Origin of the sequence: Halomonas campaniensis (assembly GCF_002211105.1) — a bacterium.
Taxonomy (GTDB): Bacteria; Pseudomonadota; Gammaproteobacteria; order Pseudomonadales; family Halomonadaceae; genus Vreelandella; species Vreelandella campaniensis_A.
This window is the reverse complement of sequence record NZ_JPUA01000034.1, coordinates 121358-134771: the sequence shown is the minus strand read 5'-3', so window position 1 is coordinate 134771 and position 13414 is coordinate 121358. Positions and strand designations below refer to the sequence as shown.

Sequence of the window (13414 nt, the reverse complement as noted above, 5' to 3'; positions counted from 1 at the left end):
CTTATGGTTTACGCTCGCCTCATTCTTATGCGGCTATTTAAAGCCGTTATTGTACTGTTTTTAATCGTTATTTTTAATTTCCTGCTGATTCAAATGGCCCCTGGAGACCCGGCGGCTATTTTGGCTGGGCAAGCGGGCGCTGCCGATCAGGAGTTCCTTAATCAGCTGCGCGAGCGATTTGGTCTTGATCAACCAATGTACGTGCAGCTGTGGCGCTATGTGTCGGGTATCGCCATGCTTGATTTTGGCTACTCCTACCGGCTGGGCGTTCCGGTGTTTGATCTGATCATGGATCGTTTACCCGCCACCCTGCTGCTCACCGGCACCGCCTTTGTGCTTTCGTTAGTGCTGGGCATTGTGGCGGGCTCCATGGCCGCAGCACGGGTTAAAAAACCCTCTGGCTCGATCATTATGGCGCTGGCGCTGATCTTCTACGCCACGCCGCTGTTCTGGGTCGCGCTGATGTCGGTGGTGGTGTTTTCGGTCTACCTGGGCTGGCTGCCCGCCTACGGCCTCTACACCGTGGGGGCCGGTCACACGGGGTTTGCCCTGGTGCTCGATGTTGCCAAGCATTTAGTACTACCGGCGACCACCCTGGCGCTGTTCTTTATGGCGATTTACACCCGCATGACGCGCACGTCCATGCTCGATGCCGCCCAGCAGGATTACGTCAAAACCGCCCGCGCCAAAGGCTTGAAGCCCAGCATTATTCAGCGGCGTCATGTGTTGCGTAACGCCCTGCTGCCGATCATTACGCTAGCGGGCCTGCAGGCGGGACAGATGGTCGGTGGGGCGATTCTGACCGAAACCGTGTTTGCCTGGCCCGGCATCGGACGCTTGATGTTCGAAGCCCTTGAGCAGCGCGACTACAACCTGCTGCTGGGGATTTTCTTCTTCTCGGCGGCACTGGTGATTGTCTTCAATATCATCACCGATTTGGTCTACAGCTTGGCTGATCCACGCATCAAGAAGGGGGCCGCATGAGCTTTTTCGCACGCTTTGCGCAAAACCGTGGCGCCCTCGTCGGGCTGATTATTCTGCTGGTCATTATCGCCATGGCCATACTGGCCCCGCTGCTGTTTCCGGAATCGCCCTGGCGCATGGTTCAGCGGCCTTTTTTGCCACCGCTCTCACAGGATGGCTTTCCCCTGGGCACCGACACCATGGGCCGCAACGTGGCATCCGGCTTGATGCACGGCGCTTGGGTATCGCTATTGATCGGGCTGGTATCCACCAGCGTGGCACTGCTGATTGGCGTTCCCTTGGGGGCCATTGCAGGCTACTACGGCGGCATCATTGACGACATATTGATGCGCTTTACCGAGTTCTTTCAGACCATCCCCAACTTCGCCCTGGCGATTGTCCTGGTGGCGATTATGCAGCCCAGCATCACTTCGATTGTGTTGGCGATTGCGATTGTCAGTTGGCCGCCAGTGGCCCGCTTGGTACGCGCCGAATTTATGTCGCTGCGCAACCGCGAGTATGTCGAAGCCGCGCGCCTGGTCGGCCAGTCCAACACCACGATTATTCTGCGTCAGATTCTGCCCAATACGCTGTCGCCGATTATCGTGCTGGCCTCGCTCATGGTCGCCACCGCGATTTTGCTGGAGTCGGCGCTGTCGTTTCTGGGTTTGGGCGATCCTAACGTGATGTCCTGGGGCTACATGATTGGTGCTGCGCGCACGGTGATTCGCCAGGCATGGTGGCTGAGCTTCTTCCCGGGCGTGGCGATTCTGCTCACCGTACTGGCGTTAAACCTGGTGGGTGAAGGGCTAGACGACGCTTTAAACCCCAAACTATCCCGCGAGCGCTAAGGACATTATATGCCTATTACAGAGAACCAATCGGCTGACACCGTCCTCAGCATTCGCGACCTCAACATTGCGCTCCCCAAAGGAGCGGATCGCGCCCTGGCGGTGGAGGACGTTAGCTACGAGGTGAAGCGCGGCGAAATCATGTGCGTGGTGGGCGAGTCCGGCTCCGGTAAATCGATGGCCGCTAACGCCGTGATGGGGCTGCTGCCCAAGGGCGTTCGCGCCACCCAGGGCGAGATTGTGTTTGAAGGGCAAAACCTGCTTACTTTGAGTGAAAAGCAGCACCGTGCCCTGCGTGGGCTAAAAATCGGCATGATCTTCCAGGAGCCGATGACCGCCCTGAACCCGCTGATGCGTGTAGGTGCGCAGATTGCCGAGGTGTTCGAAGCCCACGGCCAGCTCACTCCCAAAGAGCGCCATGCCCGCGCGTTGGAGCTATTGATCGAAGTGGGAATCCCTCAGCCGGAGAAGGCTATTCGCGCCTACCCCTTCGAGCTTTCCGGCGGCCAGCGCCAGCGGGTGATGATCGCCATGGCCCTGGCGCTGGAACCCGTTTTGCTGATTGCCGATGAGCCCACCACGGCGCTGGATGTCACCACGCAAGCGCAGATTCTTGAGCTGATTCGCGACCTACAGCAGCGGCGCGGCATGTCGGTGATGTTTATTACCCACGACTTTGGCGTGGTGGCCGAAATTGCCAATCGCGTCTGCGTCATGCGACACGGCAAGATTGTCGAGCTGGGTGACGCCAAGCCGGTGCTTGAGAACCCTCAAGACGCCTATACCCAAGCGTTGATTGCCGCGATTCCCAGCAATGCGGTGCCGCCTCACCGGGAGACCAGCCAAGTCGCCCCGCTGCTGGAGATCAAGCAGCTCAATAAGGTGTTTCGCTCACGGGGCGGATTCCTTAAACCTTCCCGCGAAGTGCGTGCCCTAGAGGATGTATCGCTCACCTTGGCGCGAGGTGAAACGGTGGGGATTGTGGGAGAATCCGGTTCTGGCAAGTCCACCCTTGGCCGCTGTGTGGTGCGCTTGGAGCACCCCGATAGCGGCGAGCTGCTATTGGATGGGGTGAATCTTTCCCAGCTCAAAGGCGATGCGCTACGCCGAGAACGCCACCGGGTACAGATGATCTTCCAAGACCCCTACGCCTCGCTCAACCCACGCACCAAAGTGGGCATGGCGATTGCTCAGGGGCCGATTGCCAACGGCACGCCCAAAGCCGCGGCGCTTAAACAAGCGGGCGAGCTATTAGACATGGTGGGCTTGGGCGCCAGCGCCGTGGAGCGCTTCCCCCACGAGTTTTCCGGCGGTCAGCGCCAGCGTATCGGTATTGCCAGGGCGCTGGCGCTCAACCCCGAGCTGATCGTGGCGGATGAAGCCGTTTCAGCCCTGGATGTTTCGATCCAGGCCCAGGTGCTGGAACTGCTGGAAGAGTTGAAGCAGCGGCTTTCGCTCTCGCTGCTGTTTATCACCCATGACCTACGCGTTGCGGCCCAGGTTTGCGACCGCATTGTGGTGATGCAGCACGGTCGCATTGTGGAGCAAGGCAGCGCCGAGCAGATTTTCCTCGCCCCACGTGAGGCATACACCCAAGACCTGCTCAGGGCGATTCCCGGCCGCGAAGCGTCCGTGGCAGCGACTGCGTAATTTAATGAATGGACAAGACAAGCTAAGGAACACCCATGCAAATAACCCTGGAGACGCTGCGCGCCATTGTCGGCCCTGCCCACGTATTGACGGGCGACGATGTACATAGCCGTCGCGTTGATTGGATGACCGGCGCGCCCTGTCAGGCGGGGGCGATTGTGCGTCCGGCGGATACCGAGCAAGTCGCTGCGGTGATGCGGGCTTGTCACGCCGTGCAGCAACCGATCGTGACCCACGGTGGATTAACCGGGTTGGTGCACGGTGCAGAAGCTAGCCCGGATGAGCTGGTGATTTCCCTGGAACGGCTAACCGCGATCGAAGAAATAGATCAAGTGGGCGGCACCCTCACCGTACAGGCAGGTGCTCCGCTGCAGCGGGTTCAAGAGGCGGCCAAAGAGGTGGGCCTGCAGTTCCCGCTGGATCTGGGTGCTAGGGGCAGTTGCACCATTGGCGGCAATATCGCCACCAACGCAGGTGGCGTTCGGGTGATTCGCTACGGCATGATGCGCCAGCAAGTGCTCGGCCTGGAAGCGGTAATGGCCGATGGCCGCGTGGTCAGTTCCATGAACCACATGCTGAAAAACAACGCCGGTTTCGATTTAAAGCAGCTGTTTATCGGCAGCGAAGGCACCCTGGGCATTGTGACCCGGGCGGTACTGCGCCTGCAGCCACCTACCCCCTGCGAGCAAACGGCGATGGTGGCCTGCCCTTCGTTTGAGGCACTCACCGGGTTGCTCAGCCATATGGGCAAAGCGCTTGGCGGCGGCCTCGGCGCTTTTGAGGTGATGTGGCAAAACCACTACCGGCTACTCACTGAAACCCTGGGCCGCCACACCCCGCCAATTGCCACCGAGCACCCGTTTTATGTGATCATTGATTCACTGGGCAGCGACGCCAAGCGCAATGCCACCCAGTTTAGCGAAGCACTGGAAAGTGCGTTAGAGAGCGAGCTGATTGTCGATGCGGTGATTGCCCAATCCAGTACTCAGCGCGATGGCCTATGGGCGATACGCGAAGATATTGAGGGGCTGGTCAAAGGCTTGGCGCCGGTGCTCACCTTTGACGTTAGCCTGCCCATTGCCGATATGCAGCGTTACACCAATGCCTTGGAAGCGCAGCTAACCCAGCGTTGGGCAGATGCGAAACTGGTGGTATTTGGCCATCTCGGCGATGGCAATCTACATATTTCCGTTAGCGTGGGGAGCGGCGATCCCGAAGTGCGCCGTGAAGTGGAAGCCATGATCTATCAGCCGCTGGCCGCGCTGGGCGGTTCGGTCTCCGCGGAACACGGCATTGGCCTAGAGAAACGCCCTTGGCTAAGCACCTGTCGCTCCAGCGCCGAGATTGAGTTAATGCATACGCTCAAGCAGGCGCTAGACCCGCTCAATCTTTTAAATCGCGGTAAAGTACTTCAAGAAACGCTTTAAGTTAATCATTAACACTGTTTACTGTTTTAGGACTTTCTATGCCCCGTTACCCCGAGCACTTAACTGGCGAAGGCCCGCATAACCCCTTCCCAGGCATCAAAGTATTAGAGCGCCGCATTGGAAAGGAGATCCCCCATCGGTTGGGCTCTAACGAAGGCCTGGATATGCCCCACCGCGCCCTGCGCGAACACTTTGGCGATGCCCTAGCCGAACACGTTTACTGCTACGGCGATGCCGAAGCGCTGGGCGTGCGCCAGCGCTTGAGCGAACAGCAAGGTATTGCACTGGAAACGATGCTGGTGGATGCCGGTGCTGACAGCTTGATCGCTCTGGCCCTGCGCACCACCTGCGAACCGGGTGAAACCGTGGTGAGCACTGCAGGCACTTACCCCACCTTGGGTTATTTTGCCAAAGGCCAGGGCTGCAATCTGGTAGAGCCCAGCTATTATGAAGCACCCGGCGTGCTGGCCCCCGACCTGGAAGCTCTGGCCGCCGCTGCCCATCAGGAAAACGCCCGGCTGGTCTATCTGGCTAACCCGGATAACCCCAGCGGCCACTTACATAGCGACAGCGCCATCCTTAAGCTGCGCGAGGCGCTGCCCGACACCTGCTGGCTGCTGCTGGATGAAGCCTATGGGGATTTCCGAGATGACGTGGGTAGCGAGTTCGCTGCCAAAGCAATACCGGGGGTGATTCGCCTACGCACGCTTTCCAAGGCTCATGGCCTGGCGGGCCTGCGCATTGGCTACGCCATCGCCGACCCTGACGTACTGGCGATGATGATGAAAGTGCGTATTCACTACGCGGTATCGTCACTGACCCTGGCCGCCGCCGAAGTGGTACTCGACCATCCTGACGAAGTGCACCAACACGTTGCTGATGTAAAAGCCCGCCGGGAGCAGTTGGCGGAGCACTTTCACGCCCTCGGTGCGGACGTGCTGCCCAGCGCCACCAACTTTATCGGCATTCGCCTGCCCAGCGCTGAACTCGCCGCTGAGGTGCACCAGCAGCTACTCGCCGAAGGCGTTTTGGTCGCTCGCCTGGCGCACCCAGAGCTGGCCAATGTAATACGCATTACGGCGGTACAAGCCGCACTGGAACCGGGAAGATTGGCGGCTCTCGAACAGGCGATTAAAGAGCACGCCTGATGAGCTTGGTAAATTTGATACAGGACATATGCCGACGGATAGCTGTGAGCATTGAGGGCAGGTTTCCGCGAGGGCGCTGTGAACCCATCCCTGGGCGCTACTTTTGTCATCTGACCGCCATGGATGGCGGGAATGCCGGAATGGTTGGGAACATTTTCCGGCCCTGGAAAAAGACCCTCGCTTCAACCTGCCCTCGCAGCGGGTGAAAGGGGTTGCATAGTCTGTACTTCCACCCCCTATAGCCCTAAGGCGTTAACCAGTGTCTGAAATCATCCAGCTCACCACGCACCGCCTGGCGATATAAGCCCTGCAGTTGAGCCGTGACACTGTCGGGACTGATGGGTTCGTTAACGGGCGGTGCGCCCGCGCGACCGCCAATACGACGGCCATCCAGCTCGCGCAGCGGCAGTATTTCGGCGGCGGTGCCGGTTAAAAATGCCTCATCGGCGGTATACAGCTCGTCGCGGGTTATCCGTCGCTCGCGCACCTCAATACCCAGCACTTTTTGCGCCAGTTGAATCACGCTGTCCCGGGTGATGCCTTGAAGGCAGGAGGTCACTTCCGGGGTGTGCAGCACGCCGTCGCGGAGCAAGAAGATATTGGCGGCCGAGGCTTCGGCAACATAGCCCTCCGGGTCAAGCATAATGGTTTCATCAAACCCGGCTTTGATCGCGGTATTCAGCGCCAGTATCGAATTAACGTAGTGGCCGTTAGTCTTTGCCCGGCACAGGCTGATATTGACGTGATGACGCGCCCAGGAGGAGGTTAGCGCGCGCAAGCCGTGTGTCGCGGCCTGGGGCGAAATGTAGGGGCCCAAATCCCAGGCGGCCACCAGGACGTGGGTGGTTAATCCTTGAGCACGCAGCCCCATACCTTCCGCGCCGAAAAACACTGTGGGCTTAAGGTAGGCGCTGCGCAGGTTGTTTTTCGCCAGGCACTGGCGCTGGGCTTCTATCAGTTCCGCTTCGCTAAACGGCAGCGGCATATCCAGCGAATGGGCGCTCTCTGCTAAACGGCGGGTATGTTCAGCGGCTCTGAAAAGATGCGTTCCGTTGGGGCCAGCATAAGCGCGCACGCCCTCGAAACAGCCCATGCCGTAGTGCAGTGTATGAGACAACACATGCACCTTGGCGTCGCGCCACGCGCGCCATTCGCCATCCTGCCAAATCCAGCCATCGCGGTCATAAAGCGGTGTCATTGTTTGCGTTGCTCCCACTGTTGGCACCAGTCATCGATCAACGTCTGCTGGTGCGGTTGCAGGGCCTGATAGCCCCAAGCGGCAATTTCATCGTTTTGCGGGTCGGACACGCTAATCGCACTACCCGCCAGGGTTTGGATCACCGCGTGGCCGCACAGCGGTACATAGCCTTCGGAGTAGCCACCTTCGTGAATAAACACCAGCTTGCCTTCACAGCAGCGCTCGGCTAACTCCTTTAGCTGACCGGTCATGGTGGCGAACGCTTGGCTGTTCAGTAGCATCTTGCCTAACGGGTCCTTAGCGCAGGCGTCGTAACCACAGGCCACGACGATCAGTTCTGGCCTGAATGCCTCTAGTGCGGGCAGCACCAGTTTCTCCATCGCGTAGGCGTAGGCGCCCAGCCCGCAGCCTGGGGGCAGCGGCAGATTGAGATTAGCGCCCAGGCCTGCTCCTTCGCCCTGTTCGTCAAAGCTGCCGGTTTCCAGCGGGTAGTTTGCGGCTTGATGAATTGAAAGGGTCAACACATCGGGCTCGTCATAAAACGCCGCCTGCTGGCCGTTGCCGTGGTGAACATCCCAATCGAGTATCGCCACGCGTTTGACCTGCCCTAAAGCGCGGGCACGCATCACCGCCACGGGTATATTGCCCAGTAGGCAGAACCCACGACCTTGATCCGCTTCCGCATGGTGCCCCGGCGGGCGGCATAGGGCGTAGGCGTTGCTCACCTCGCCCTGTGCCACGGCTTCAACGGCGGCAATGGCCAGTCCTGTGGAGTGTGTTGCTGCCGCCCAACTGCCGGGCATATAAGGTGCACAGTCGCCGCCGTTGCCGCCCCGGGCTTTATCCCCCGCCTGCAGCTGATCTAAATAACGCGGGCTATGAAAACGCAGCAGATCATCCAGCGTCGCGGCAGGCGGTTTCACCACGCGGAGCTCGTCAATCAGGCCGCTGACTTCGAGGATATTCTTCAGCCGCCGTTTGCTCTCAGGGCTTTCAGACGCCGCCTGAGGCTGTAAGAACTCGCCAGGAGCGGAGAACACCCCAATGGCGCCTAAATCATGCCAAAAGCAGCGCTCGTGCCAGTAAAAACCGGTGGTGCTCATGCCGTAAAGCCCTGCATAAAGGCAGCCAGGTTGGCGCTTAGATGTTCGGTGGGGTAGCCGCCCTCTTGCACAATAACGGTGGGCAGCGCCAACGCAGCCAAACGTTTACCGAGCTCGACAAAGGCTTCTGTTTCCACGGTGAGCCCTGCCAGCGGGTCATCCTTATGGGCGTCTAAGCCTAATGCGACGACCACGGCCTCTGGCTCGTAGCGCTGCAGGTGATCAATCAGAATCGCCAGGGCATCGAGATAAACGTCTCCATCGCTGCCCACCGGCAGGGGCAGATTAACGTTAGCGCCTACGCCGTCATCAAAGCCCTCTTCATCAGCGCCGCCCCAAAAGAACGGGTAGAAATCACTGGGGTCAGCGTGCAGCGAACCTGTCCAGACATCGCTGCGATGGTAGAAAATATCCTGGGTGCCATTGCCGTGATGCAGATCCACATCGATGATCGCCACCTTGGCAAAACGTTCGCGCAGCACCGTGGCGGCCAGCGCTGAATTGTTCAGCAGGCAAAAGCCCCCGGCGCGCTCCGGCCCGGCATGATGACCCGGCGGGCGACACAATGCGTAGGCTGTAGATGCGCCATTAAGCACCTCTTCTGCCGCCGCTTCGGCGCTAGCCGCTGAGGCGAGCGCGCCTTGAAAGCTCGTTGCTCCCAGCGGGCAGGCCATATCGTGCAAATGCCAGCCTGCCTGGCCAATCGGGTGGCGCGGGTAGTGGTAGCCACCTCCGCAAGGGTGAATGTTGGGCGCAACCACTTCCGCCGCATTGGGCAGCGCCTGCCAGCGAGCGTAAATGGTGTCCAAAAACGCGAGATAACGCGGCGTATGAATCTGCTCCAGGCGCTTGCGCAGCGTAGGCGAATCGGCCTCTGCAGGCGTGGACAGGGTCAGCCCTGCCGATGCCAGCCCCTGGGTAAGCAGCTCAGCGCGCACCGGCCCTTCCGGCGAGGGCGCGGGCTGGCCGCGCAACAGAAAGGTCGGCGGCGCATGCAACGCCTGGTCAGGGTGATAAAAACACTTCATGGGTCGCAGTCCTTAGCTAAATTACAGCAGTGACGGAATCCAGGTAGAGAGCGCCGGAAACGCCGCCAGCAACACAATCACCACCAGAAATGACACGTAAAACGGCAGCGAGGCCACTATCGCCCGTTCATAGGGCACCTCGGCTATTCGCGCGGCGGTCATCAGCGTCATTCCCACCGGTGGCGTCACATTGGAGATATTGAGCACCACGATCATCAGGATCGCGAAGTGGAGCGGGTCAAAGCCTAGTTGGATCATCGCTGGCACCAGCACCGGCGCAATGACCACCAGTGCAGGCAGCACATCCATCACCGTGCCAATCACCAAGAGTAGCAGACACACCAGCATCAGTTGCACAAAGGCTACATCGCTAAAGGTGGTGATCATGCTGGCCGCCTCCCTGGCGATGCCTGAGCGGGTGACGAACCAGCCCAATACCGCCGAGGTTGCCAGTAGAAAAAACACCACGCCGGAGAAGCGCACCGTGGTCACCAGCGCATCCCAGATTTTGCGCCAGGTCAGATTACGGTAGAACACCACGCCAATGACGATGGCGTAAACCGCCGCAAACCCCGAGGCTTCGGTAATCGTGGTGAGCCCCGAGAGAATCCCGCCAAGAATAATCAGCGGCACTACCATCGCAGGCAGCGCGACTAACAGTGCAATGATGGCCGCCTTAAAGGGTGTAGGAGCCTGTTTCGGGTAGTTGCGCTTCCAGGCCAGGAAGAAGCTGACGCCCAGCAGCGCCAGCGCCATCAACAGTCCGGGAATAATGCCACCGGCAAACAGGTCAATCACCGAAATATCCCGCAGCAGCGTGGCGTACACCACCATCACCACGCTTGGGGGAATAATCGGCCCGATGATGGAAGAACAGGCGGTCACCGCAGCGGCGTATTCGGCATCGTAGCCCTGCTTTTTCATCTCAGGGATCATGATTTTGCCGATGGCGACGGTATCGGTGACCGCCGCGCCGGTGAGGCCCGCAAAGAACACCGAGACCGAGATATTAACGTGGGAGAGTGACCCGCGCACCCGGCCGAACAGCGCATTGTTGAAGGCGATCAATTTATGGGTTAGTCCGCCCTGATTCATCAGCTCAGCGGTAAAAATAAAGTAGGGCACGGCAATCAGCAGAAAGCCGGAGACGCCGGAGAACATTCGGTCGGCGATGATGCCGAGCATGCGCTCGCCGCCCATGGCAAAGCCACCCGCTAGACCCGACATGGCCATCACCACGGCCACCGGCGCACCAATAAACAGCAGCACGACAAACGCAATAATTGCAGGGGTCATGAGCGGTGCTCCCGATCAGTGGTGTCGATGAGTCCGCCAATCACGTCTTGCTCATCGATGAAGTGCTCCAGTAGGGCAAAGCCATGCACCAGATGCAGCAGCATAATCACACCGCTAATGGGTATGACAATGGCGGTGAACTTGCTGGGAATGCGGATTTGGTCAGAGACCATATAGACCTGGGTGGCGCTGCTAAAGTAGTCCCAGCCGTACCACGTCAGCATTAGCGCAAACAGGCCAATCACCGCCAAACAGAGCCCGGCAGCCACCTGCACCATCACGCGGGGCAAGCTGCGAACCAGCAGGGTCATGGCGACGTGCTCGCCATAGCGCAGTGAAATCGTCATGGAAAGAAAGCCGATCCAGGGCAGAAACAGCCGCGCCAGCGAGTAGGTCCAGCTAAGCGTACTGCCGGTGATCAGCTTGTAGAGAAACGCCGTGAACGAGATGCCCAGCATCGCCAGAATACAGCCCACACACACCACGATGGCCACCTGATTGACGAGGTCGCTCACGCGGCGCAAAGGAGTTAAAACGCCCATGGTTTTTCCTCACGCTGGGGCCTCACATCGCCCCAGCGTTTATCGTTCGCTAACCGTTATTGGCCTTGTTTTTTTTGACCTCGGTTATATTGACCCAGACTTTATTGGCCATAAATGCGGTAGTCGTCCTCTGCCAACTGCTGGCCGACGCGTTCAACTTCGTCCAGCAGCCCCTGTACGCGGGCTTCGTCCATACCGAAGTCATCGACGATCCACTCCTGCCAAGCGGGCCGGGCAATTTCCGCCATCCGCTCACGCTCGGCGTCGGGCATCAGGTAGCACTCTTCAAAGCGTTCGCAGGACTCCACCCAGCTTGCGGTAGCCAAAGCGCCTGACATACCGTGGCTCAGTTGAATCGCTTCCCGAGCGGAGCTGATTACCGCCTGCTGATGCTCTTCCGGCAGCGATTGGTACCAGGACTCACTGACCACCCAGGGGGCGCTGTTATACACATGCCCGGTGAGCGTGGTGTAGTCGGTGACCGCATCGAAGTTGAAGGTGGTATTGAGCACCGGCGCATTGAACTGGCCATCGGCAAGACCGGTTTCCAGCGCGGTGATCAGCTCGCCCCAAGGCAGCGGTGTGGCAGAAGCGCCAAGCGAGCGCATGATTGCCACGTGGGCGGGGTTCTCTTCGGTACGAATATTGAGGCCTTCTAAATCCTCGACGGTCTCAATCAAGCGCACGTTATTGGTGAAGGCGACGAAGCCACCGCCATCGTCGAAGGTTCCCAGGTAACGCATGTCGGCAGCTTCGACGGTGCCGGACATAAAGTCGGCAAACCATTCGCTATCAAAGAAACTCCACGCCTGACGCCAGTTGGTGAACAGGAACGGTGCGGTGACGACCTGGTAGTCTTCGTAGAAAGAGGACATCGCCCCGGCGGACATAATCGTTGACTGTAGCGTACGCCCGCCCTGCACTTCCGAGCCGTTCTCCACCTCGGAACCTAGCTGGCCGCCGCCGAAGATCGTAACCTCAAGATCCCCGTCGGTTCGTGCTTCCACTAGGTTCTTAAAGTGCACCAGCGCCGGATAGATTTCGTTATTGCTCATATCCTCGGGCAACTGCGTGGCAATCACCATTTCATAGGACTGCGCCTGTGCATTGGCGCTGGCAATCGCCAATGGGAGCGCCGCCAGGGCGGCGATAAATACGGTTTTTTTAGCGTTCATAACACACCTCGTTTTGATTATTGATCGGTCTTCGTTATGAGTGACGTGGCTACCCATCGGGTAGCGATGGTGTTGTTGTTATGGCAATCGTTATGGCTGTTCGGGCAGTGACTCCCACACTTCAATAGCGGCGGCTAAATCTTCCAGGGAAGCGCCTACCGATTTGAATAGCGTGATGGCCTCCGGTACGGAGCGCCCCGCTTTAGTCCCGGTTAGCACCTCAGCAAGCTCCGCCTGAATCTGGTCGAACTGGAACTCACCCTCGTCAATGGCTTGCAGAATGTCGCCCGCCTCGCCTTTGGCACCGGCGTAGGTATCCACAAATACCTCTGAGCGGCGCAGACACAGCGCATCGGTCTCGCGCATCTGCGGTCGAAATGCACCGATCAGATCCAGGTGGGTGCCGGGCGTTAGCCACTCGCCCTTGATCAGCGGCTGGGTGGAGAGCGTTACGCAGCTAATGATGTCCGCTTCTGCCACGGCATCCGCCAGGTCTTCCACTACGTGGGTTTCGAAGCGTTCGGCGTACTCGTCGGCAATCGCTGCTGCTTTGCTGGGGTTACGCCCCCAAATTAGCACCCGCTTGATAGGCCGCACGCTGGCGTGGGCTTCGATCACCATGGGTGCCAGCTTGCCGGTACCCACTACCAGCAGCGTCTCTGCGTTTTCAACCGCCAAGGCTTGGGCGGCCAGCGCGGAGGCTGCCGCCGTGCGACGCCGGGTTAACTCGCTGCCGTCGATACACGCCAATGGCTGGCCGTGTTTACCCTCGCTGAGCAAATAAAGCCCAGAGATCGCCGGGATTCCGTGGTCGGCGTTTTGCGGAAACACGTTGACCATTTTCACGCCGATATAGCCCGCCGCTTCCCAGGCGGGCATTAGCAGCATGGTGGCTTCGCCATCCGGCCGGTGCATCGCATGGTGATGGCGGGGAGGAGACTCCACGCCATTCACGAAGGTGGTGTGTAGCCGCTTGATCAAGCCCTCCCACGTCAGGTGGCGCGTGACCTCTTCAGCAGAAACAACCCGCATA

General features: G+C 59.2%; 12 protein-coding genes. 5 read left to right on the top strand and 7 right to left on the bottom strand.

Features of this window, described 5'->3' with window-relative positions:
* Nucleotides 1-3: 3 nt before the first annotated feature.
* The 5 genes from JI62_RS13145 to JI62_RS13125 are packed head-to-tail and all read left to right on the top strand — an operon-like array spanning nucleotide 4 to nucleotide 6039.
* On the top strand, nucleotides 4-984 hold the full coding sequence (locus JI62_RS13145) for an ABC transporter permease (protein ID WP_088700590.1): 981 nt from the start codon (nucleotides 4-6) through the stop codon (nucleotides 982-984).
* Entirely contained in the window at nucleotides 981-1814 is an 834-nt protein-coding gene (locus JI62_RS13140; protein WP_088700589.1) for an ABC transporter permease, read from the top strand. Before JI62_RS13145 ends, JI62_RS13140 begins: the two co-directional genes overlap by 4 nt.
* A 9-nt stretch (nucleotides 1815-1823) precedes the next feature.
* A complete protein-coding gene (locus tag JI62_RS13135; protein ID WP_088700588.1) occupies nucleotides 1824-3464 on the top strand; it encodes an ABC transporter ATP-binding protein in 1641 nt (546 codons plus the stop codon).
* A 35-nt stretch (nucleotides 3465-3499) separates the two neighbouring features.
* Complete coding sequence (locus tag JI62_RS13130; protein WP_088700587.1) at nucleotides 3500-4891, top strand: FAD-binding oxidoreductase; 1392 nt, start codon at nucleotides 3500-3502, stop codon at nucleotides 4889-4891.
* 38 nt (nucleotides 4892-4929) lie between these two features.
* Entirely contained in the window at nucleotides 4930-6039 is a 1110-nt protein-coding gene (locus JI62_RS13125; protein ID WP_088700586.1) for a pyridoxal phosphate-dependent aminotransferase, read from the top strand.
* Nucleotides 6040-6283: 244 nt separating this feature from the next.
* Here the strand turns inward: JI62_RS13125 and JI62_RS13115 are convergent, their stop codons facing one another.
* The 7 genes from JI62_RS13115 to JI62_RS13085 all read right to left on the bottom strand — a co-directional run bounded on the left by JI62_RS13115 (nucleotide 6284) and on the right by JI62_RS13085 (nucleotide 13413).
* Nucleotides 6284-7237: a branched-chain amino acid transaminase gene (locus JI62_RS13115; protein WP_088700584.1), complete on the bottom strand. Its 954-nt coding sequence runs from the start codon at nucleotides 7235-7237 to the stop codon at nucleotides 6284-6286.
* Nucleotides 7234-8340 carry a class II histone deacetylase gene (locus JI62_RS13110; RefSeq protein ID WP_088700583.1) on the bottom strand — a complete coding sequence of 369 codons (1107 nt, stop codon included), beginning with the start codon at nucleotides 8338-8340 and terminating at the stop codon, nucleotides 7234-7236. Before JI62_RS13110 ends, JI62_RS13115 begins: the two co-directional genes overlap by 4 nt.
* Entirely contained in the window at nucleotides 8337-9368 is a 1032-nt protein-coding gene (locus JI62_RS13105) for a histone deacetylase family protein (RefSeq protein WP_088700582.1), read from the bottom strand. Before JI62_RS13105 ends, JI62_RS13110 begins: the two co-directional genes overlap by 4 nt.
* A gap of 21 nt (nucleotides 9369-9389) precedes the next feature.
* Entirely contained in the window at nucleotides 9390-10664 is a 1275-nt protein-coding gene (locus JI62_RS13100) for a TRAP transporter large permease (protein ID WP_088700581.1), read from the bottom strand.
* Entirely contained in the window at nucleotides 10661-11206 is a 546-nt protein-coding gene (locus JI62_RS13095; protein WP_088700580.1) for a TRAP transporter small permease, read from the bottom strand. Before JI62_RS13095 ends, JI62_RS13100 begins: the two co-directional genes overlap by 4 nt.
* Before the next feature lie 101 nt (nucleotides 11207-11307).
* Nucleotides 11308-12381, bottom strand: a complete 1074-nt coding sequence (dctP, locus tag JI62_RS13090) for a TRAP transporter substrate-binding protein DctP (protein WP_088700579.1) — start codon at nucleotides 12379-12381, stop codon at nucleotides 11308-11310.
* A 90-nt stretch (nucleotides 12382-12471) separates the two neighbouring features.
* Nucleotides 12472-13413, bottom strand: a complete 942-nt coding sequence (locus JI62_RS13085; RefSeq protein WP_088700578.1) for an ornithine cyclodeaminase family protein — start codon at nucleotides 13411-13413, stop codon at nucleotides 12472-12474.
* Between the last annotated feature and the right edge of the window lies 1 nt (nucleotide 13414).